17 protein-coding genes are annotated in these 20,725 nt (G+C 43.4%); 7 read left to right on the top strand and 10 right to left on the bottom strand.

Going from position 1 to position 20,725, the window contains the following annotated elements; all coding sequences use genetic code 11:
- Positions 1 to 252 precede the first annotated feature (252 nt).
- Entirely contained in the window at positions 253 to 1,131 is an 879-nt protein-coding gene (locus tag QUA58_RS19270) for an inositol monophosphatase family protein (protein WP_333395354.1), read from the bottom strand.
- 306 nt (positions 1,132 to 1,437) lie between these two features.
- Between QUA58_RS19270 and QUA58_RS19265 the strand changes: the two genes are divergently transcribed.
- Complete coding sequence (locus QUA58_RS19265) at positions 1,438 to 2,373, top strand: NAD-dependent epimerase/dehydratase family protein (RefSeq protein WP_333253813.1); 936 nt, start codon at positions 1,438 to 1,440, stop codon at positions 2,371 to 2,373.
- A gap of 345 nt (positions 2,374 to 2,718) precedes the next feature.
- Positions 2,719 to 4,812: a tetratricopeptide repeat protein gene (locus tag QUA58_RS19260; protein WP_333395353.1), complete on the top strand. Its 2,094-nt coding sequence runs from the start codon at positions 2,719 to 2,721 to the stop codon at positions 4,810 to 4,812.
- Positions 4,813 to 5,020: 208 nt separating this feature from the next.
- On the opposite strand, the gene QUA58_RS19255 is transcribed toward QUA58_RS19260, so the two are convergent.
- Both QUA58_RS19255 and QUA58_RS19250 read right to left on the bottom strand, forming a co-directional pair.
- Entirely contained in the window at positions 5,021 to 5,758 is a 738-nt protein-coding gene (locus QUA58_RS19255) for a hypothetical protein (RefSeq protein ID WP_333395351.1), read from the bottom strand.
- Entirely contained in the window at positions 5,755 to 6,081 is a 327-nt protein-coding gene (locus tag QUA58_RS19250) for an MgPME-cyclase complex family protein (RefSeq protein ID WP_333253819.1), read from the bottom strand. The genes QUA58_RS19255 and QUA58_RS19250 overlap by 4 nt, the downstream gene beginning before the upstream one ends.
- Positions 6,082 to 6,351: 270 nt before the next feature.
- Between QUA58_RS19250 and QUA58_RS19245 the strand changes: the two genes are divergently transcribed.
- On the top strand, positions 6,352 to 6,972 hold the full coding sequence (locus QUA58_RS19245) for a hypothetical protein (RefSeq protein WP_333395349.1): 621 nt from the start codon (positions 6,352 to 6,354) through the stop codon (positions 6,970 to 6,972).
- A 7-nt stretch (positions 6,973 to 6,979) separates the two neighbouring features.
- Here QUA58_RS19245 and QUA58_RS19240 read toward each other — a convergent pair whose 3' ends face one another.
- Both QUA58_RS19240 and QUA58_RS19235 read right to left on the bottom strand, forming a co-directional pair.
- Positions 6,980 to 8,506: a hypothetical protein gene (locus QUA58_RS19240; protein WP_333395348.1), complete on the bottom strand. Its 1,527-nt coding sequence runs from the start codon at positions 8,504 to 8,506 to the stop codon at positions 6,980 to 6,982.
- Positions 8,503 to 8,967 carry a hypothetical protein gene (locus QUA58_RS19235; protein WP_333395346.1) on the bottom strand — a complete coding sequence of 155 codons (465 nt, stop codon included), beginning with the start codon at positions 8,965 to 8,967 and terminating at the stop codon, positions 8,503 to 8,505. The genes QUA58_RS19240 and QUA58_RS19235 overlap by 4 nt, the downstream gene beginning before the upstream one ends.
- Before the next feature lie 144 nt (positions 8,968 to 9,111).
- Between QUA58_RS19235 and QUA58_RS19230 the strand changes: the two genes are divergently transcribed.
- The 3 genes from QUA58_RS19230 (at position 9,112) to QUA58_RS19220 (ending at position 15,441) form a co-directional block, all read left to right on the top strand.
- The gene (locus tag QUA58_RS19230) at positions 9,112 to 13,371 is read left to right on the top strand and encodes an nSTAND1 domain-containing NTPase (protein ID WP_333395344.1); all 4,260 of its coding nucleotides are present in this window, start codon (positions 9,112 to 9,114) and stop codon (positions 13,369 to 13,371) included.
- A 126-nt stretch (positions 13,372 to 13,497) separates the two neighbouring features.
- Positions 13,498 to 14,094, top strand: coding sequence for a hypothetical protein (locus QUA58_RS19225; RefSeq protein ID WP_333395343.1), 597 nt, complete (start codon positions 13,498 to 13,500; stop codon positions 14,092 to 14,094).
- A 132-nt stretch (positions 14,095 to 14,226) separates the two neighbouring features.
- The gene (locus tag QUA58_RS19220) at positions 14,227 to 15,441 is read left to right on the top strand and encodes a glycosyltransferase (RefSeq protein WP_333395341.1); all 1,215 of its coding nucleotides are present in this window, start codon (positions 14,227 to 14,229) and stop codon (positions 15,439 to 15,441) included.
- A 156-nt stretch (positions 15,442 to 15,597) separates the two neighbouring features.
- On the opposite strand, the gene QUA58_RS19215 is transcribed toward QUA58_RS19220, so the two are convergent.
- From QUA58_RS19215 to QUA58_RS19200, 4 genes are all read right to left on the bottom strand, one after another.
- Positions 15,598 to 16,506: an AAA family ATPase gene (locus tag QUA58_RS19215; protein ID WP_265239123.1), complete on the bottom strand. Its 909-nt coding sequence runs from the start codon at positions 16,504 to 16,506 to the stop codon at positions 15,598 to 15,600.
- Between the two features lie 261 nt (positions 16,507 to 16,767).
- The gene (locus QUA58_RS19210; protein WP_333395339.1) at positions 16,768 to 17,982 is read right to left on the bottom strand and encodes a bifunctional riboflavin kinase/FAD synthetase; all 1,215 of its coding nucleotides are present in this window, start codon (positions 17,980 to 17,982) and stop codon (positions 16,768 to 16,770) included.
- Positions 17,983 to 18,191: 209 nt separating this feature from the next.
- Positions 18,192 to 19,094: an MBL fold metallo-hydrolase gene (locus tag QUA58_RS19205; protein WP_333253845.1), complete on the bottom strand. Its 903-nt coding sequence runs from the start codon at positions 19,092 to 19,094 to the stop codon at positions 18,192 to 18,194.
- A gap of 392 nt (positions 19,095 to 19,486) precedes the next feature.
- Entirely contained in the window at positions 19,487 to 19,786 is a 300-nt protein-coding gene (locus QUA58_RS19200) for a hypothetical protein (protein WP_333395337.1), read from the bottom strand.
- Between the two features lie 285 nt (positions 19,787 to 20,071).
- On the opposite strand from QUA58_RS19200, the gene QUA58_RS19195 reads away from it, so the two are divergent.
- Positions 20,072 to 20,518, top strand: a complete 447-nt coding sequence (locus QUA58_RS19195) for a helix-turn-helix domain-containing protein (protein WP_333395336.1) — start codon at positions 20,072 to 20,074, stop codon at positions 20,516 to 20,518.
- 24 nt (positions 20,519 to 20,542) lie between these two features.
- Here the strand turns inward: QUA58_RS19195 and QUA58_RS19190 are convergent.
- The coding region (locus QUA58_RS19190; RefSeq protein ID WP_445301889.1) for a hypothetical protein at positions 20,543 to 20,725 on the bottom strand (183 nt) is incomplete at its 5' end.

The following is a 20,725-nucleotide window of genomic DNA, read 5'->3' as shown; positions in this document are numbered from 1 at the left end:
GCGAGGTGGATGCAATAACACAAAAACAATTCAATCGCAAGTGTAATGAGACTGAGATATTAAGAGCGGGATTTTTGATACATATGTGCGATCGGGTTTATGTATGCTTTTAGCGCGGGACTGACGCACGGGTGGTCAGAAACCGGGTTTTTGCCCAGAAGACGCGTTACAGCCCGCAGAAACAGGAAAAAACCCGGTTTCTTGGCTTTTGATGCGTCCTGAACCGACCAAATTATTTAAGGGCGATCGCACTTACTTCAAACTCCCATCTATCCCTGCCAAAATCCTCTCAGCCTCCCCGCACAAAGCCGCGTGACAGCAACCGTTACTCGCCAACAATCCCCCCCACTGACTGACATCTCCCCGGTTATATTGCAAAGCAGAACCGTCAAAACGAGTAAATCGGCCGCCCGCCTCCGTCAAAATCAATTCCGGCGCCGCCAAATCCCAATCCTTCGGCGCAGACTTTCCCGAAAGCGCAATATAAACATCAGCCTTTTGTTCGACAATTGTGGCTATTTTGCAGCCGATGCTACCGACAGCCAGTTGATTTTGGCAGGGAAATTTGTGCAATAGTTGATTTAGGCGATCGCCTCGGTGACTGCGACTGGTTACTATAGATAAATCTGCCACTATATTTCGCGCCGAAACCTGCAATTTGACCGCAGAACCGTCCCGACTTTCCCCAAAAGCACCCGCATCGCGGATTGCGTAATAAATCTTTTGCTGTTGGGGCCAAGCTACAACTGCCAATACCGGTCTTCCCTCGAAGGCTAAAGCAATGTGAACAGCAAATTCACCTGTCCTATCAATAAAATCTCGCGTTCCATCCAAAGGATCAATAATCCAAACCCAACTTTCAGGTAAGGGAATTTGACCGTTTTTTTCTAAATAAGATTTGTAAGTTTCTTCACTGAGATAGCCAAATTCTGCATTCCCTAAAGCCGACTGCAATTCGTCGAGAATGTAAGAATTGACAGCGACATCTGCCGCAGTAACTGGGCCGTCTTTTTTCTCTTGAATGTCTAAGTTTGGAGTATTGGAATCCTGCCGATAATAGGATTGTAGGATATCTGCTGCGCCCCAAGCCGCCGCCCGCGCAATTTCGCTTAACTTTTCAAGATTTTTCATTGTTTAAACCGCAGGTAAACGCTGATACAAGTACAAAGAAACTATGATAATTAACCCAATTTGTAGATACTGTGTTTTTTTTTCCTTACCTATTTAATGAGTCCTCAACTGTTAAGTAGGTGGGTACAAATAAACATTAGATGGGGAGGGCGGGTTTTGCCTTGATCAACTGGCTGGTATCATAGATTTTTAGCTAAACCCGCCCCTACAAGATACTATTGTTTTTTGGCAATGACCTACTTAGTAAAGCAAGATACTCGCTTTATTGTAAGATATTTACACTAACTATAAGGAGCATCGAAAATAATGCGAATTTTAATGATGGGCGGTACTCGGTTTATTGGGGTTTATCTTACTAAGATTTTAGCAGCACAAGGGCATGAGGTGGTGTTGTTTAACCGGGGCAATAAGCCTGTGCCGGTTGCGGGGGTGAAACAGATTTTGGGCGATCGCACAAATGTCGAACAATTGCAAGAAAAATTATCGGCGGTTGAGTTTGATGCGGTTTTTGACAACAATGGTCGGGAACTGAGCGATACAAAGCCCTTAGCTGAGATATTTAAAGGGCGGGTGCAGCACTTTGTTTACATGAGCTCTGCGGGGGTTTATTTGAAATCCGATCAAATGCCTCATATTGAAGGGGACGCTACCGATCCCAAAAGCCGACATTTGGGTAAGTGCGACACGGAAAATTATTTGGCCGAGTCCGGTTTGCCTTGGACTTCGATTCGCCCGACTTACATTTATGGCCCTCAAAATTATAACGATTTGGAGGCTTGGTTTTTCGATCGCATTGCGCGCGATCGCCCGATTCCGATTCCTGGTAACGGGATGCACTTCACGCAGTTAGGGCATTGTCAGGATTTGGCGGTGGCAATGGCGGCGGTTTTGGGCAACTCCAGGGCGATCGGGCAAATTTATAACGTTTCGGGCGATCGATTTGTCACCTTTGACGGTTTAGCCCGCGCCTGCATCCAGGCGATCGGCAAATCGCCCGATGCTATCAAAATTGTACACTACGATCCGAAACAATTTGACTTCGGTAAAAAGAAAGCTTTCCCGATGCGATTGCAGCACTTTTTTGCCTCAGTTAATAAAGCTGTTACCGAGCTTAACTGGCAACCGGAGTTTGACTTAGTGTCGGGATTGAAAGATTCATTTCAGAATGATTATGTAGTTTCGGGAAGGGACAAAGCAGAGATAGATTTTTCAGTTGATGATGAGATTTTGAAGGCTGTTTAAAGTAAAATAGGACTTACTCGCGCTCACATCAGAAACCCGGTTTCTTCGTATATTTATCGTTATTTGGCAAAACTCGTAGAAACCGGGTTTCTAGCCCATGCGCCTAAACCATGTTAAATAAAAGTAAAGTGCGCCCATAAGCACCCTACGCATCTGAACTTTCAAAGCAAAGATGATTCGCCGACGACTTTACCACTTGTCGGCAGCATCTACTGGTATTTTGACAGAGTTTCTGCTGTAAAGCCGATCGCAAATTAGTTAAACTGAATCAAATGCAAAACCTCTCCCCCAACCCTTGTTTTATTCCGAAAGGGGAGAAAAACTCGGAAATATCAGGTAAATTTCATGCTTGGAATAACACTCGGCACGCGCTACAGCATTATCCGTCACTTGGGAGGCGGCGGATTTGCTCAAACTTATTTAGCTGAAGATAAGCAACTACCAGGTAATCACCTTTGCGTCGTCAAGCAGCTTAAACCTCAAGCAACCGATCCCGAAACTCTACAAATAGCAAGACGTTTGTTCGATACGGAAGCACAGGTTTTGTACAAGTTGGGAAATCACGATCGCATTCCCCAACTTTTTGCTTACTTTGAAGAAAATCAAGAGTTTTATCTCGTTCAAGAATTTATCGAAGGCCACGATTTAAGTCAAGAAATTACGCCCGCTTCTCCGGGAAATGCCGGAGGGATGAAGGAAGATCAAGTTATTTGTATATTGCAAGAACTTCTGGAAATTTTAGATTTTGTACACCAGCAAAATGTAATTCACCGTGATGTCAATCCCCGCAATATCCTGCGCCGAAATCGAGATAATAAGTTAGTGTTAATTGACTTCGGTGCAGTCAAGGAAATTACTACTCAAATTACTAATCCTCAGCCCAAGAATAGTTTGAGCGTCAGCATCGGTACTCCCGGTTATATGCCCAGCGAACAATCTCATGGCAATCCGAAACTCAGCAGCGATATCTATGCCACAGGTGCGATCGCAATTCAGTTTCTCACGGGCATAAATCCCCACCAAATGCCGAAAAATTCCGATACAGAGGAAATTATTTGGCAGGATAAAGCATCCGTCAGTCCTGAATTTGCGAAGATTTTAGATCGGATGGTAAAGTACGATTTTCGGCAGCGTTATTCGAGTGCGGGCGAAACGCTGCAAGCTATTAAAGAGTTGCAAAATTCTTTCAGCGGTACTATTCCGGTATTGCCTCCGGTTCGTGCTGTGAATAAGCCGCCTAAACCGCGAAGAAAATTGTATTTTAAAATATTGGCGATCGCCAGTTTGATTGGCATAACTATTATAGCATCAATTTATGGTGTAAATACTTTTAATTCAGCGAATGCAACTGACCTGCACAACCGAGGCATTACTCTTTACAATTTAAGCAAATTTGAAGAAGCTCTAGCTGCCTATGATCGAGCAATAACTCTCCGGCCTGACTACGCGGAAGTTTGGCAGGAAAAAGCTAAAACTTTATATGAATTGAAAAAATATAAGGAGTCACAATCAGCCTATGATAAAGCAATAGAATTAAAGCCGGAATATTTGGAGGCTTGGACGGGACGTGGTTATGCTTTGGATAAGTTGCAACAGTCAAAAGAGGCGATCGCATCTTTTGACAACGCTTTAAAAATCCAGCCCGACTACGCCGCAGCGTGGGAAGGTAGAGGCGATGCTCTGTTAGACTCGCAGCGGTACGAAGAGGCGATCGCCTCCTACGAAAAAGCGGTACAATTTCAGCCTAATTTGTACCAGGCTTGGTACAATCGGGGACAAGCTTACCAAAATTTAAAACAGTACGATCGCGCCGTTGAATCATATCAAAAAGCAGTTGAAATCAAATTCGACAATTCTGATGCTTGGTACAATTTAGGCAATGTTTTTCTAGAATTAAACAAAAATCAAGAAGCTTTGGAGGCCTACGAAAAAGCCGTGCGGTTTCAGCCAAATTATTATCAAGCATGGTACAGTAAAGGCATCGCTTTGCTGAAAATGCGGAGACATGAAGAAGCGGTAGAAGCTTACGAAAAAGCGGTTAAATTAAAACCTGATTCCGATCAAGCATGGTATAATTTAGGCTGGTCGTACCACGAATTGCGTCGGTACGAACAAGCAATTGAGTGTTACAGCAAAGCCTTAGATTTGAATCCGAAAAAATTTCAAGCCTGGTACAATAGAGGCAATGCTCAGTACAATTTGCAGCGGTACGAAGATGCGATCGCCTCTTACAACGAAGCCGTCTATGTCAAGCCAGATTACTCGGAGGCGTGGTACAGCCGCGGTAACGCCCTGGTAGCGGTGAAAAGATTCGGAGATGCGATCGCCTCCTATGACAAAGCAATCCGCTACAAGCCGGATTACGGAGCGGCAATGGAAGCAAAAAAGCGGGCCGAAAGTCAGCTAGGAAGCAGCCCACAGCCGCCCCAAAAACCATAAATTGTTAATTAGGAAAACCGGGCGAATGGAATTCGCGTCTATGCAAACAAAACCCGCCTCCGCGGGTTGAAAAATTGACCGTTAAAATTACGCGATATTCTTCAGTCCGCGGAGGCGGACATCGTTTGTGTAGGCGCGAATTCCATTCGCCGTCTTATCTCGAACATCGTTTAAATAAATACGGTTTTAACCGCCGTATTATTTACTTTTACCTAACAGCAGGAGTAATTACAGTGACACGGCGACTGTCTACCAACATCGGCCAAAAACCTCGATCGCTCAATGCTTTTACCGCCGCCGTAGCAGCGTTTTGATCCGTTGTATAAGCAACGAATAAAAAGGGACGCTGGCCGTAGGAAGCTAAGCCGACTTGCGTACCCAATGCTTGCTTGACTTGGGCGGCTAATTCCGGTTGATTGAAGTAATCTACTAACACGGCGTAACCGGGGCCGAGGGCTTGGGGATTGAACGCAAGATTGCCAGTTGGAGGATTGGCGATTGGTTCTGAACCGGGTGCTGGCTGAGGGTTGTAGACTGGCAGATTTTGGGGAAGTGCCGCTGCGGGCGATCGAACTACGTAAGCTTGCAATCCGACAACATCTTCGATATATTTAACCCAATCGCTAGCGATTTGCGAGTCGCGAAAGCCACCAACTCGCGTCACCGTATCGTTGATATACCGACAAACTATATTGTCAGTATTTCCGGGGAAAGACCGTTTTGCTCTTTCTTGCTGTTCTGGTGTTTTTGTGACAATTAACAGTAGATATTCATCGGAATTTGGCGGTTCGCAGCTCGACTGAGCTTTAACAGAACTCGATAAAATTGTCAAGGTCAAAATGGCGATTGAGGTAGCAGAAAATAGGGGAATAGAGACAAAATATTTGTACAATTTCCCCCTTGATTTTCCTGGCTTCGCCCTGGAAATTCCTGCTAGTTTGTTCATGCTGTCTGTAGGGACGCGAGGGCATCTGGAATAGTTGCTGACGGTGCTTGAAATTCACCTGTCAGTACATATTCTAATCGCAGTTTTAACCAGGTGATGAAAACAGGATCGGTGGAAACAATAGCGGCGGCTGGTTGAGGGCATTTTGCTTTGACTTCTTTCATTGTCGGTGCTTCTAGAAAAGCAGGCTGTTTGACCAACCAAAAATCTATTTGTTTTTCTTGTTCGTGGTAGTTGCGAGTTCTTTCTTTAAACACTTCATCAAGGGCTTCTTCTTCTAGCAAAAAGCGTTGGCTGGCTAAAACGTAGTAGTAGGTTTGCATTTTGGTCAGTTGTTAGGTGTTAATGTCGCCTGTATTGGCGAGTTTTGCAAGTCAAGGGCGGGTTTGCCGAGTTGTGGCAGTTCGAGAGTTCCAAACTCTTGTGCCGTTTACTTTACCTTATTGCTGTCACTTTGGGTAGGTGTAGAGCTACGTAAAGGATAAATGTTGCAAAATTTACCCAAATAGCGAGTTACTGCTGCAAAACCAGCGCTCTCCCCATGTTATATTTGTTAGTACCCACTTACTTAACTCAAACACAGTGAGGTAAATATGGCTTTTAGCAATTATAAAACGATCGGTGCAGTTATCAAAGAATTTCAGACAATCTATACTGAAGCTAATTTTGTGATTGAAATAGCTTTCAGTGTCCCTGACTACTTCCGCGAAGACTTGCAAATCATGATGATGGAAGGAGTAGTCGATAACTCAGAATTTGCCGTTTGCGAAAATTTGATTTATCCCGTGCTAAAAGAAGTTTGGAAGTGCTATCGCAGTAAATTTGTTTTGTGGAGTCATGAAGCTCTAAACTATGACACTAAGTTGTCAGGTTTTCATGAGTATATCTTGGCAAAACGTTCTCCTCTGGGTAAAGTTGTGTTTGACAAACCGTATTTGCTTTTAGTTGAAGCCAAGCAAGATAAATTTGAAGAAGGCTGGGCGCAGTGTATAGCAGAAATGATTGCCGCCCAGCGACTTAACGATGAACTTCAAGTTACTATTTTGGGTATTGTTTCTAATGGCAATACCTGGCAATTTGGCAAGCTAGAAGGAAATGTTTTTACCAGAAACATTACTCCTTACACTATTTATGAACTAGACAAGCTTTTTGGTGCTGTTAATTACATCTTTCAACACTGTGAATCGCAGCTAAATCAATTGGTAGCTGTTTGATTTGTTGTTAGTTTTTCCGCCTAAGCTGTCCTAACCAAATTAGTATAGCAGTAAATAACCCAGCGGCGAGTGCGGCACTCAAGCTAAAGGTAATCTTAATGGCAAAAGGCAACCAAGCGCATGGAATATGTAGAGTAGAAAGCGCCAAATCGAGCGGGGGATTTAAGAAGTTGTCATTTGGCTCAGTCGGTATTTCGATTGAGGCGACGATGGAACCCACTGCTAGTCCAGCACCAATAATCCCAACAGTGTTTTGGAAAGTGCGATCGCGCTGAGCTTGTTCTATCTCTGTAATTGCCCGACTTGAGTTGATTAAGTCTTGCAGTAATTGTAAGCCTGGACTGAGATTTGCATAGTCTTTTTGCACTTGTAACTTGTATTTTTCCTCTACCTCCTCGCTAAATTTTTCCAGGAATTTTAGATCGCAGGGGTGTTGCAAGTTCGCGATTTGAGATAACAGAGGTGTGGGATTAGTGCAGGTAGGGTTTGAGGTGGCTGTGGCAGATTGGAACCAGGATAGAATGGGGAGGATTTGAGCGATCGGGTTTTGTGCATTTTGGGTTTGGATTTGATTTAGGCGATCGCCAATAGTACCGATCCGTCTACTATAGTTGATGGCATTAATTTCAATAGTGCGAATTTGAGCATCTAGATAATTTAACTCTGTGGTATACTTAGGTAATATATTGTGGGCATCAACAACGGTTTTGCAGAGTTGTTTGAGATTCTGACTGTAGATATTTCCTACGAGTTGGTTAATAACTCTGAAATCTTTTTTTAGCTGTTGTTTCAGATAGCGACTTTGAGCGTAAGCCCAAAAAACTTTATGCCGATAGCAAAATAAGCGCAGCAGTTCAGTGTTAAAATCTTCCCAAACTGTTTTGGCAGCATCACTGCTAGGCATTACGGCAATGATGAGATGGATATTCTCTTGTAGTTGTTGAATAGTGCGTGGTTTAGCGTCCTGTGTTGACTCCTCTATCCGCAGTTCGTACCGCGAAAGCTCAAATATACTCCCTCCCAGAAAAGACCCTTTACCTTGGAAATCTCGTTCCCATTGCAAGCCGATATTTAAGGATAGACAGCATTTTTTAGCAACTTCTTCTGGACTAATGTTTTGGTTGTCCATCTCAGTCACAATCAGCCAGGTTTGCCCGATATTTGGGTGCTGATTATTTAGCTTTTCCTTGATTTTAGCTTGAAATTGGGCAAGACAACTGACTGGGTGAGGAGTCCTATCTTCCTTAAAAGAACAACCCAAAAGTAACCCATAGGTATCGTTCAAACGGACAGGGTAATAATAGCCTTCAAATGGTTTGTCGCTGTCAGTAAAACCCTCAAATCTATTTGTCAGCAGTTCCAGGTATTCGGATTCAAAAACAGAATCATGGCCAAATAGGGACAAGCGAATATTTGTCGGTAACTTAGCCGCAAAATCTTTCTGATTTGCTGTTAAGGATTGGGCATCTTCGCCCAATCCTTCCCGCAGGTCGTAAAGAAACAGAAATAGGTTAGGATAGATGAGATTTATCATTTATTGAAACTTTTTTTAACAAAATCTTTGAGTTTATCCAAAGGCAATTTTTTAGTGGTTTCTACTGGGTTAAGAGTTTTCAGAACTTCGCTACTCATGTTGAGAATTTCGTTGGTTTGGGAATTTTCAACTGGCTTGGGTTTATAAGGACGTTTTTCCAGTTTATTCCCAACCGTTAATACCTGTTCTAGTTCAGCTTCCGTCGGTAGTAGTCCAGCGGGTATCTTACCATCTACGGCTTCTAGCAAAGCGATCGCCACTTGATATTGCTGATGTAAGGAATCATTCGCCCCAACCACCTTCATTAAGCCTTTTTCGATGATATTCCAGGCTTTAGGATTAGCATCTAACTGTTTACCTGCCTTATTTAGGGCGGCTTGTTCAGTCTGACTCAGGGGTTCATCTAAGTTGCTCAGAGCTAGCAGCAACGCTAGTAAAGTGGTGTCAATGGATGGAGTCATAAAAATATTTTGTGGATATTACCAGTATATACAGCAAGTCAAAATCGCTGTAATGTAGTCTTCACCAAAAAAAACATTAAATCCGGCAGAAACTAATTTGCTTGTGTATAGTCAGAAAAGACACTACTGCATGAGTGGGTGAACATGACGAAGCGACAAGCCCTGGTAATTGGCATCAATGAATATCTCTTCGACCCAGAAGAACGGAAGCTAACAGCAGCAGAGGATGCGGAGAAGATTGCCCAACTTTTAGAGACATTCGGCGGCTTTGAGGTGCATCGGCTTCCCTGCAAGGAAGGTGTCCGGGAAGTAAATTCAGAGAAAAACTTGAATTTAAAAGAGTTGGAGGATGCAATTACCCAGCTTTTTCTGCCAAAAAGTGGCATAATTCCAGAAACGGCGCTGTTGTTTTTTGCAGGTCATGGTTGGCGAAGCGAAAAAAATGGACAACCTGAAGGATTTTTAGTCACTAGCGATGCTCTTTTTGATCATGACAGTGAAGATGGTTTGTTTTCACTGAAACGCTTACATCAAATATTAAAAGATAGTCCGGTGCGGCAGCAGATTGTGTGGTTGGATTGCTGTCATAGCGGAGAGTTATTCAATCTTATAGAGCAGAATTTAGCAGAATTTGAGCAACAGCGAGATTTTGATCGTTGTTTTATTGCTGCTTGTCGCGAATTTCAGGTGGCTTACGGAGGAGTGCTTACTCCTGCTTTGTTGCAAGCACTTGACCCCACAAACAAAGATGATGGTAGAGTTACTAATTACACATTAAAGCCAAGGCTGGAAGCAATACCAAATAACGTATCCCAGCATTTCGTTGTCAGGAATATGAGTAGTCAAATAATCCTCACATATAAAGGGGGAGTTCGGGGTAAAATTTGTCCCTACAAGGGGTTAGAATATTTTGATTTCAATCCGATAAAACATCAAGAAGCTCAAGACCACAAATATTTTTATGGGCGTACAGAACTAACAGAGCAACTTTTGAAGAAGGTTCGCTCTAGTAATTTTCTGGCAGTAATCGGTCAATCTGGAAGTGGTAAATCTTCTGTTGTGAGGGCTGGGTTACTGTATCAGCTCTATCTGGGTAAGAATATACCAGGTAGCGACAGATGGACATTTTATCCACCATTTACTCCTGGGACTGATCCGCTCGTAAATCTACAGCAAGTGCTGGGGATAAGCGTTAAAACAGCCGATGATTTAGTGGATTTTATCGAGCGTCTTCCTAGTGAACGAGTAGTGCTAGTAGTAGATCAATTTGAAGAAGTGTTTGCTCCTCCGAATAAAGAAAAGAGACAAAAGTTTTTTGAATACTTAATGAGTGCAGTAGAACATTTAGGAAATAAACTCTGCTTGGTGTTGGTAATGCGGGATGATTTTCAATACAAGTGTGCCGAGCAGGAGTATGCTGGATTAGCTGACAAAATTGACAAGAATTTGGTAAGAGTTCAACGGATGAACCGCCCAGAGTTGCAAGAAGTGATCCTCAAACCTGCTGAGTTAGTGGAGTTGGAAATTGATGGACATTTAGTCAATAAGATGATTGCTGATGTATCAGATTCCCCTGGTAATTTAGCTTTGTTACAGTACACGCTGACTCAATTGTGGGAAAACAGTAGGTTTAATGTTTTGACAGTTTCCGATTATAGCCGTCTGGGTGGGGTACAAAAGGCACTGGGAAACCATGCTGATACAGTTTATGATTCCCTTTCCTCAGAAGAACAGAAAGTGGCTAGGCGGATTTTTCTAGAATTGACTCGATTGAGTGAAGATGAAAAGACTCCGAATACTCGTCAGCAAGTTTGGCTAAAAGATTTAGTTAATTCTCAGCAGTCTGAAGAATTGGTAAATAAAGTGTTGCAGCGTTTGGCTGATGCGAAATTAGTTGTCACCAGTGAGCAAGAGTTAGATCGGAAAAGGGTGGCTGTGGTGAATATCGTCCATGAAACACTGATTCGGAATTGGGGGTTGTTAGGTGGTTGGCTGAAGGAGAATCGAAAAGCGTTGATAATTAAACAGCCAATTGAAGATGCAGCTAAGGAATGGCGAGATAAAGGTAAGCAGCGAGAATCAGCTTATCTCTTGCAAGGAACAAGATTGGCAGCGGCAGAGGATTATATTAAGCGTTATTCTGATCTAGTACCGCTGTCTGGATCTAGTCAGGAATTTGTTCAGAAAAGTATTAAAAATAGAAAAAAGAACCATCGTAATTTATTTGTTACAGTTTCTGCCGTATTTTTGGGACTGGCTGGATTCGCTGGTTGGGCTTTGATTGAAAATGCAGATGCTCAGATAAGAGCAGATAGTGCATCTTCAAAATCTCTTATTGGTGCTGATAGTTTGGTAGCCAGCTTGAGAGCGGCTAAACGCCTTAAAGAGCCATTTGGAAGTATGGGTGCAAAAACTGATACTAAAATTGAAGCCATAACAGCCTTACAAAAGTCAGTTTATGGAATTGTAGAACTAAACCGCTTTGAAAGTGATACTGGTGAGGTTAAAGACGTAAGCATTAGTCCCGATGGTCAATTAATTGCTTCGGCTAGTAAAGATGGTACTGTGAAAATTTGGGACAAAAATGGGAAATTAATAAGTACATGGTCAAGAAATCTTGCTGAGAATGAAACTAAAAGCATTTGGAGTCAAATTTCTAGTATTAATTTTAGTCCTGATAGTCAATTAATTGCTTTTGCCGATCACCAAAATATTCTACTGATGGATCGTAGTGGCAAAATCGTGAGAACTCTGAAATATCAAGAAGATGAGATGCCGCTATCGCTAGCAGAGTTCGGGATCGGTTCTGTCAGCTTTAGTCCTGATGGTCAGATGATTGCTTCTGGAGGTGGCGATGACGAAATTAGACTTCAAACACTAGAAGGTAAACTAATTGCTGTTCTTAAACATACCAATGATTCTGGCGACCCTAATATTATGAATATAAGTTTTAGCTCAGACAATCAGATGATTGCTTCAGCCGATATGGATGGTGAAATTAGGCTTTGGAGCCGTGATGGTAAATTGTTTAAAAAAATTAATCATAGTAATAAACCACCAGTCGATAGAAAAACAGTTTTTAGCGTAGCTTTTAGCCCAGATAGTCAAACATTTGTCTCTGCTGGTGACGACGGTATAGTAAGATTATGGAAAAAGAATGGTACATTAGTGACTAATTTTTCAGGACATAAAGACGGTGTAACAAGTGTTGCTTTTAGTGCAGATGGTAAATTAATTGCTACGGCAAGCAAAGATAATACTATTAAAATCTGGAAAATAAGTGGCAAATTATTAACTACAATTACGGGACATAGCGGTGCAATAAATAAAGTAAATTTTACTCCAGATGGGCAAAAACTTGTTACTGCCAGTGACGATGGTACTGTCAGAGTATGGCAGATATCTCCTATTGATATTTCCCGCTTAAAGGGGCATAGTAGTTCAGTGACAGACGTAGAATTTAGCCCTGATGGACAAATGATTGCTACAGCTAGTGAAGACAGAACCGTTAAACTCTGGAGTCGAGACGGTAGAATGTTCAAGACTCTGATTGGTCATAGTGATAAAGTCAACAGTGTCAGTTTTAGTCCTGACAATCAAATAATTGCTTCTGTTGACAATTTTGGTAAATTTTTCAGGCTTTGGAAGCGAAATGGTACGCCAATCAATTCCTATGCTGAAGATTCTACAAGTTCTTATAATACAATAAAATTTAGCCCTAAAGGTCAAATAATAGCTTCGACTGGTTGGTTTGGTATGGAACTTTGGGACTATCAAGGAAAGCTTATACGTACTATTCAAGATGTTGATGGTGCTTTTCATAGTGTAAGTTTTAGCCCTGATGGTCAAGTAATTGCTTCATATGTAACACCTAGGTCTCGAATGTATAACGAAGGCCCTTCTTTAAAGCTCTGGGAAATCAATGGTAAATTGTTGACTAAACTTCTTGGAAATAAAGCCAGTTTTAGACCTGACGGCAAAGAAATTGTCACCTCTGGTGAAGATGGAATTTTGAGAATTTATAAAAATAATGGCAGTTTAATTGCTAACTTAACTGGTGGACACAGTAAAAAAGTTACTGATGTCAGCTTTAGTCCAGATGGTCAGATGATTGCTTCAGCCAGTGAAGATGGGACAGTCAAACTTTGGAGTCACAATGGTACTTTGGTTGAAACACTTAATTTGACAGAAGCTATTACTAGCCTAAGTTTTAGTCCTGACGGAAAAGAATTAGCATTAGCAGTAAGTGATGGAACGGTTATTTTATGGAATTTGGATATTGAAGACTTACAAAAAAGAGGCTGTGCATGGGTTCGTGGCTATTTAGAAAATAATCAGAAAGTATCAGATGCAGACAGACATTTATGTGATGGCGTCCCCGCTCCTAAATCAAAAACCGATTGAGGATAAATTTGAGGATACGATCACACTTGATAATTCAGAACGTGACTTGGCTACGCTACTGCGCGATCGTCATTTCCCTATGCTAAAATAAACTCAATAAATTTCAAAAGATTCGGAATAAATAAAATGTCTTATAGTCAGTTCACCCTAGAAATGGTCGAACAAGTTTTTGGGCTAAGTATTATTGAAAAGCTGGATAGTTTCGCCGAAGTACCAGAAGTTCCTATTAGTAGTTTCTTAAAACAGTGTCTTGAATACAATACTCCCTTGGCCTTAGAAATTGCGACAGAAAAAGCGCGATCGGAAATGATTATTGCACCAATATTGATTGAACTAAAACAGCAACTTGGATCTAAAATAAGTCTGTTTTCTGGTAGAGAATTCAATGTGGATAGTCAACAAGGACTGATGGGATATTGTGATTTTATAATTAGTAAGTCTCCGTCTCAATTGATGATTAAGTCACCCGTAATCTTAATCGTGGAAGCTAAAAATGATAACATCCAATCGGGATTAGGTCAGTGTATTGCCGAGATGGTAGCAGCACAAATAATTAATCAACGTCAAAACAATAATGAAATGGTTTATGGTGCTGTGACGACTGGCACAAACTGGAAATTTATGAAATTATTTGATTCTGTAGTTGAAATCGATCCCAATGAATATTTCCTGAATAATGTAGCGAAGCTAATGGGTATACTAAGAAGTTTTATCGGCTCGTGATATTAGTCTAAGAATCCCCAGATACCCGATTTCTTAAAGCAGTCGAGTATCTAACACCTAAAAATAACTTGACTTTTATCAATTCGAGGCTAAAATTATCTTAAGTTTTACCATAGCATTTCCAGCCTGTTCATGATAATTGCTTATTTAGTTAACCAATATCCCAAAGTCAGCCACAGCTTCGTCCGCAGAGAAGTGGCCGCCGTTGAAAGCTGCGGCCTCAAAGTCGCGCGTTTTTCGATCCGCTCTTGCGAATCGGAACTCGTTGACGGCGCAGACAAGCTAGAGCAAGAATTGACTAAAGTAATCTTAGGAGTTGGAGTCAAAGGCTTAGTGTTAGCTTTGCTGCGTGTTGCTCTCACAAAACCGATCGCATTCCTCGAAGCTTTGCAGTTAACATTTAAAATAGGGTGGCACTCTGAACGCGGAATTATACTGCATCTAGCTTATTTAGCAGAAGCTTGCATTCTGTTAAATTGGTTTGCAGAATCCGGTACAACTCACGTTCACGCTCACTTCGGCACAAATTCCACAACTGTTGCAATGTTGTGTCGCGTCCTTGGCGGGCCGACTTACAGTTTCACCGTTCACGGCCCTGAAGAATTTGATAAAGCGACACTTCTTTCCTTAGATGAAAAAATTAAACGATCGACCTTTGTAGCAGCAGTTAGTTCCTTCGGTAAAAGTCAGCTTTTTCGGTGGTGCGATCGCACTTATTGGTCAAAAATCCACGTCATACACTGCGGAGTCGATGCAGCATTTTTAGTTCACCCCCACATCCCCATACCCGCAGCACCCCGCCTAGTTTGTGTCGGCAGGCTCAGCGAACAAAAAGGTCATTTGCTACTGCTAGAAGCGGCCAGCAAGCTAGCAGTTCAAGGTTTGCAGTTTAAATTGGTATTTGTCGGAGACGGGCCGCTACGGGCTGAAATTGAACAGCAGATTGCACAACTCGGCCTGCAAAATTATATAGAAATTACCGGCTGGGCTAGTGGCGATCGAGTTCAGCAAGAAATTTTAGCTTCCCGCGCAATGGTATTGCCGAGTTTTGCCGAAGGTTTACCCGTCGTAATTATGGAAGCCCTCGCTCTCAATCGACCTGTAATTAGCACTTATGTTGCTGGTATCCCGGAACTCGTAGAACCCGGTGTTTGCGGTTGGTTAGTTCCTCCCGGTTCCGTAGAAGCATTAGCTGTGGCGATGCGCGCGGCATTGGAAGCACCTTTAGAAAAGCTAGAAGAAATGGGGAAAACAGGAGCAGAACGGGTAGCGAAACAACACAATGTGGATTTAGAAGCAAAAAAATTAGTAGCGCTGTTTCAAGGATCTATTGAACAATCATTATAAGATAAGAAGACCGGGCGGTTGAAACCGCGTCGATAAAGACAAAACCCGCCTCCGCGGGTTGAAGACAAAGGCGGTTAAAACCGCCGTCTTCTCTTTAGTCCGCGGAGGCGGACTTTGTTTGTGTAGACGCGGTTTCAACCGCCGATTCCAAGCTTTTTAAGGAATAGGAACAGATCTCAACAACTTATCAACAATCGTCTTCGCCCTCCTTCCCCCCGCCGGAATCAACCGATGAGAAAGTACGTGCGGTGCTAATTCCTTCACATCATCTGGGGTAACATAATCCCGCCCCGAAATAAACGCCAAAGCCTGAGATGCCCGGTGCAAAGCTACCGCACCACGGGGACTCACGCCCAGAGTAATCTCTTCATCCTCGCGAGTCGATCGCACCAAATCAACAATATACTGCTTCAAAGAACCTTCCACTTTCACACCAGCGCACAAACGGCGCAATTCCTGCACCTCTTCCAAAGAAATACAAGGCTGCAAATCCTCAACTGTAAAAGTATCAGAAAGCCGTTCCAACATTTGCAACTCTTCCAGCGCAGCCGGATAGCCCAAAGTCAAAGACAAGGTAAACCGATCCATCTGCGCTTCCGGTAGCGGAAAAGTACCTTGATATTCGATCGGGTTTTGAGTCGCAATTACAAAAAACGGCGCTGGAACATTCCGAGAAACTCCATCTACCGTCACCTGCTTTTCTTCCATCACTTCCAGCAAAGCTGATTGAGTTCGCGGTGTCGCCCGATTGATTTCATCCGCCAGCAAAACATTAGCAAAAACTGGGCCGGGCAAAAATTCAAACTTGCCGCTGCTAGGATTCCAAATATTAGTACCCGTGATATCGGTTGGTAACAAATCGGGAGTACACTGAATCCGCTGAAACTTCCCATCGATCGATCGCGCCAAAGACTTCGCCAGCAGCGTTTTTCCCACACCAGGCACATCTTCCAGCAGCGCGTGACCGCCGGAAAGCACGGCTACTAGCACCAAGCGAATAGCATCCGCTTTGCCGACAATAGTTTTGCCTAGATTTTGTTTGAGCCGCTCAATATGTTCTCTCATATCCCTGATTTTTAAGTAGAAGGAAGAAGGAAGAAGGAAGAAGGAAGAAGGAAGAAGGAAGAACAAATACACAGCCAGCTTTTTAGCGTTCCGCATTTTAACTTAAATCAGGTTGATTTACTTAATTGCTAATTGCTAATTGTTGATTGCTCGTTCTTTTATTCCCGGCCTCTTAGAGAGGCACGAAAGTTTGTGTTGTAGCGATTTTAATCGCCCAAGCAAAATAGTAATGTACACAATAAACCGCTCGACTGCGATTTTTTAACCATTAGCAGCTAACACCTTTCTAGCAACATCACAATCTGCCTGAATTTGAGTTTTTAGAGCATCCAAAGAAGCGAATTTTTGTTCGGGTCGCAAAAATTCTATCAAACTTGCGCTCAAGGTTTGACCGTACAAATCTCCAGACCAATCTAACAGGTGAACTTCTACAGTGAGTTGCAGGCCGTCTACCGTTGGGCGGCGGCCAACATTCATCACCCCATTTATGAATGATACATTTGATGATCGATCGGGAATTAGAGATTTGGGATTTTCCCACTTATAGGAAGAACTTTCATCTTTGATGATTCCGCCTCCATCCTTGACCGAGACTCGCACCGCGTACACGCCAAAACAGGGCAAAAATTTTTCCGGTGGTAGTTCGATATTAGCAGTCGGAAATCCGATCGTCCTTCCCAGTCGCTGTCCGCCAACTACAGTCCCGACTAAACTGTAGGGTCTCCCTAGTAACTTATTCGCTTTTCTGAGGTCGCCGGATGCCAGACCTTCGCGGATGGCGGAACTGCTGATCCGATCGCCCTCAGCGCAATTGTGCAGGGGTATCAGCGCAACATCAATACCGTAACCCGAGGCGATCGACTGCAAATCCACAGCCGTCCCAACGCGTCCTCGTCCAAACCTAAAATCAACCCCCACACTAATTCGACTCGCTTTTAGTTGTCGCACCAAAATTTCCTCGACAAACTCACAAGCAGTCAAAGCCGCCAATTCTTGATCGAACGGCAGCAGCACAAGTTGCTCGACGCCCATTGCTGCGAGCAATTCTACCTTTTCTGCCAGAGGTGTTAGCAGTTTTTTCGGTTGACCCGTAAAGAATTCTTGCGGGTGCGGATCAAATGTCACCACAGTGCTGTAAAGCCGATCGACCCCATCAGAATCACGACCAGAGAGGCTGTTGCCCTCTGTCCTAGGGTCTATTAAACCATCGAAATTATGCCTGCTGTCGGCTAGATTGGGCGGTGCTGCTGAGTCATTTTCGCAGGTCGCCGAATGTTCCCTTGGCAAATTTTGATCTGTGCCAGCGTTTGATCGCAAGTTTTGCCCCGACGCAAAAACCGTCGCAGAACTTGACCCAGGCGATCGATTTAAAATTGGCTGCACGACTTGTCGATGCCCTAGGTGCAAACCATCAAAGTTTCCCAAGGCAACAGAAGTTGGAGTCAGAGCAGCGGTACAAGAAGAAGTTACCCACACGCTTAAAATTTTGACATACTTAGCCAGATTGCGATCGCCAGTCGATTTTAGATTTTAGATTTTAGATTGACTCCACAGATACAATCTTGGAGATTGAACTTTAGTCTAAACTTTTTGGTTTTCCACGACAGCAGTCGGGGGCTTGTACCCATCTTTGAGGTCAGCCCTAACTTAAATTTGAGATTTCCGAGCTCAAGATTTCAGAACCATCAGACAGGCACTTGAGGCGCTTGCACCGACGCTTCAGACAAATCGTTATCAGGAGGCAGCAATTGTAACGACAAACCTTCCCGCGCCATCAAACTATTCGGGAACCTTTGAGCCACTTGTTCTCCCACCCTGTCTAAAAACTCATCATTGTGCAGCGGGTCGTGGTGAAAAATCACCAACTTTTTGACATTAGCAGCCTTTGCCACCTTCACCGCTTCCTGCCAAGTCGAATGTCCCCAGCCGACCTTGCTGCTCTTCTCGGCATAATACTCCTCATCGGTATAAGTAGCGTCGTAGATCAGCACCTCAGCATCCTGAGCCAAATACAGCACATTTTCGTCTAAACGATCAGGAAAATGTTCGGTATCAGTCACGTAAGCAGCCGAATACCCCCGCCAGTTGACGCGGTAGCCTATAGCTTCTCCGGGATGGTTCAACAAAGCAGTTTCCACCTTAATCTCTCCGAGTTCCAGCGGTTTTCCCACTTCTATATCGTTAAATTTCAGGTCTGCCCCCATAATTTGCAGGGGCACCGGAAAATTGGGGTGCAACATCTGGTCGTGGAGGCGCTGCTGGATAGTAGCCTTATTAGGAGCAATAGCCCCATAGATGTGAAAACAGTTCCCAGGAATAAAAGCTGGGACAAAAAATGGGAATCCTTGAATGTGATCCCAGTGAGAGTGAGTAAAAAACATATGAGCTTTTACGGGCATCTGGGACAGGAGAGTTTGTCCCAAAACCCGCAATCCAGTACCGCCATCGAAAATTAGGCGACTGTCACCCACTCGCATTTCTATACAGGGCGTGTTGCCCCCGTAACGTACTGTTTCTGCCCCGGGAGACGCTATGCTACCTCTAACGCCCCAGAAGTGAACCGTGAATTGGTTTTGCATACTAGATATGGGTTTTCTTGCAAGATTGTTCCGGCGATTTATCCGTAAGGTGTTTACGTATTACTAAGGGCTTGTGCGATCAAACCCAAGTTCTTTGACGGTCGAGTTCCCCACTTGTTGGAAGTGCCAAGAGTCTCGCTCATCGCGAGAATGCAAAACTGTTGGGCTTGACAACTGAGTAATAAATTACAAGGTAGACTAATCAAGTCTCGATCGTAACTATTCTTTTCATCTCTTCACTAGCCTAACCTCCGCAGACACACTTTGGGGCCACAGTTCTGTATGAGTTTGATCAAAAGCCGCTGTTTTTCCAGCCTCCGCACTTGCCGAACACGATCATCGCGCGGTAGGTTGCTTGCCTTGCTGCTTTACGGGTTGGAACCTGGATGATGACCTTCCTGCTATCTAGTCCGGTCGATCAACCATAATATGCAGGTGTCGGGGCTGTTTTGCGCCGATATCTGGCTGATATTGCCGATCGGGCGTGAACGCGCCTCTACAAAAATGACGGTTAATTTACCAGACTTGAGATGCTCTCGCCATTTAACTAGACAGGCGGGAATTCCCCCACCATAGCGGTACTCCGCTTGGTGGTGGGATGAAAGACGAGCGAAGCGACGATCGCCTATCCCACGAAACTCGACATCTTGATTATCGAGGGAGATGGGATAGGCATGAGGAGACGAGCAAATTCCTGGCATTTTCCGGCCTATCCTTGGTACCATATTATCAGAGATGTCGATCGCCAATAATGTATCAAGCCTATAAATTCAGGTAATTGCTCAACTACCCCCCTCCCCTGAAACTGCCTCAAGCGAGACAGTTTCAGATTGTGAATTTTAAGCAAAAAGCTTCTTCTTCAATAAAATCAACGAGAGAATGAGGGTTTCAGCGATCAAAACGGAAAAATGAAATAATTGTGTTCAAACTTTGGAATACTTGCCTACAAAGGGTTTCAGAGATTTTATTTTTGTCCGTAGGGGGGGGTGAGCAATTACAAATTCAGAATCTATCCTACGGCCCAACAGCAAACCTACTTTGCGGGTGCTTTCGGCTGTTGTCGTTGGTTTTGGAATTATAGTTTGAATCTGTGTCAGCAAACCTACAAAGATACTGGCAAAGGGCTGAGTAGAAGTGCGATTCAAGGATTACCCCCAAATCTCAAAAAGGAATATCCTTGGTTGACAAATGCTTATTCTCAATCACTTCAAATAGTCGCATTGAACCTGTCTACTGCTTATAAAAATTTCTTTGATAAACGTGGCGGTTTTCCTAGCTTCAAGTCGAAGCATGGAAAACAATCTATTAGTTATCCTCAGAATATCAAAGTAGGTGACAACTCGATCAAATTGCCGATAATCGGTGAAGTGCATTGCATAATTCATCGAACACTAGATGGCCAGGTTAAAACTGTTACTATTTCCCCAGGGTAAGCGCACCTCAAACGCAGTTGCCATCTAGATTGTAGGGCTGCTACTTTTAGAGAGTTCAGGGAGCGCTGCAACTAATACCTTCACCATATAATCATCGCTCATCGCAGCCAGTCTCGTTTTCTGGACTAAACTGCGTTTTTTACCTGTGGATTCTCGATTGAGGGCATTGAGGGCGAACCGTCGTAAAACAGCCAGGTTCTGAGGACC

The sequence above is a fragment of the Microcoleus sp. N9_A1 genome, assembly GCF_036701795.1.
In the GTDB taxonomy this organism is placed as follows: Bacteria; Cyanobacteriota; Cyanobacteriia; order Cyanobacteriales; family Microcoleaceae; genus Microcoleus.
The sequence above is the reverse complement of the archived record's forward strand: the minus strand, read 5'-3'. Positions and strand labels throughout refer to the sequence as shown.

Bases quoted from the DNA above. Each gene is read 5' to 3' on its own strand.
- QUA58_RS19220 (WP_333395341.1), top strand. From the start codon at position 14,227: ATGATAATTGCTTATTTAGTTAACCAATATCCCAAAGTCAGCCACAGC.
- QUA58_RS19270 (WP_333395354.1), bottom strand. From the start codon at position 1,131: ATGAAAAATCTTGAAAAGTTAAGCGAAATTGCGCGGGCGGCGGCTTGG.
- QUA58_RS19230 (WP_333395344.1), top strand. From the start codon at position 9,112: ATGACGAAGCGACAAGCCCTGGTAATTGGCATCAATGAATATCTCTTC.
- QUA58_RS19265 (WP_333253813.1), top strand. From the start codon at position 1,438: ATGCGAATTTTAATGATGGGCGGTACTCGGTTTATTGGGGTTTATCTT.
- QUA58_RS19225 (WP_333395343.1), top strand. From the start codon at position 13,498: ATGTCTTATAGTCAGTTCACCCTAGAAATGGTCGAACAAGTTTTTGGG.
- QUA58_RS19255 (WP_333395351.1), bottom strand. From the start codon at position 5,758: ATGAACAAACTAGCAGGAATTTCCAGGGCGAAGCCAGGAAAATCAAGG.
- QUA58_RS19200 (WP_333395337.1), bottom strand. From the start codon at position 19,786: ATGCCAGGAATTTGCTCGTCTCCTCATGCCTATCCCATCTCCCTCGAT.
- QUA58_RS19245 (WP_333395349.1), top strand. From the start codon at position 6,352: ATGGCTTTTAGCAATTATAAAACGATCGGTGCAGTTATCAAAGAATTT.
- QUA58_RS19235 (WP_333395346.1), bottom strand. From the start codon at position 8,967: ATGACTCCATCCATTGACACCACTTTACTAGCGTTGCTGCTAGCTCTG.
- QUA58_RS19260 (WP_333395353.1), top strand. From the start codon at position 2,719: ATGCTTGGAATAACACTCGGCACGCGCTACAGCATTATCCGTCACTTG.
- QUA58_RS19240 (WP_333395348.1), bottom strand. From the start codon at position 8,506: ATGATAAATCTCATCTATCCTAACCTATTTCTGTTTCTTTACGACCTG.
- QUA58_RS19250 (WP_333253819.1), bottom strand. From the start codon at position 6,081: ATGCAAACCTACTACTACGTTTTAGCCAGCCAACGCTTTTTGCTAGAA.
- QUA58_RS19215 (WP_265239123.1), bottom strand. From the start codon at position 16,506: ATGAGAGAACATATTGAGCGGCTCAAACAAAATCTAGGCAAAACTATT.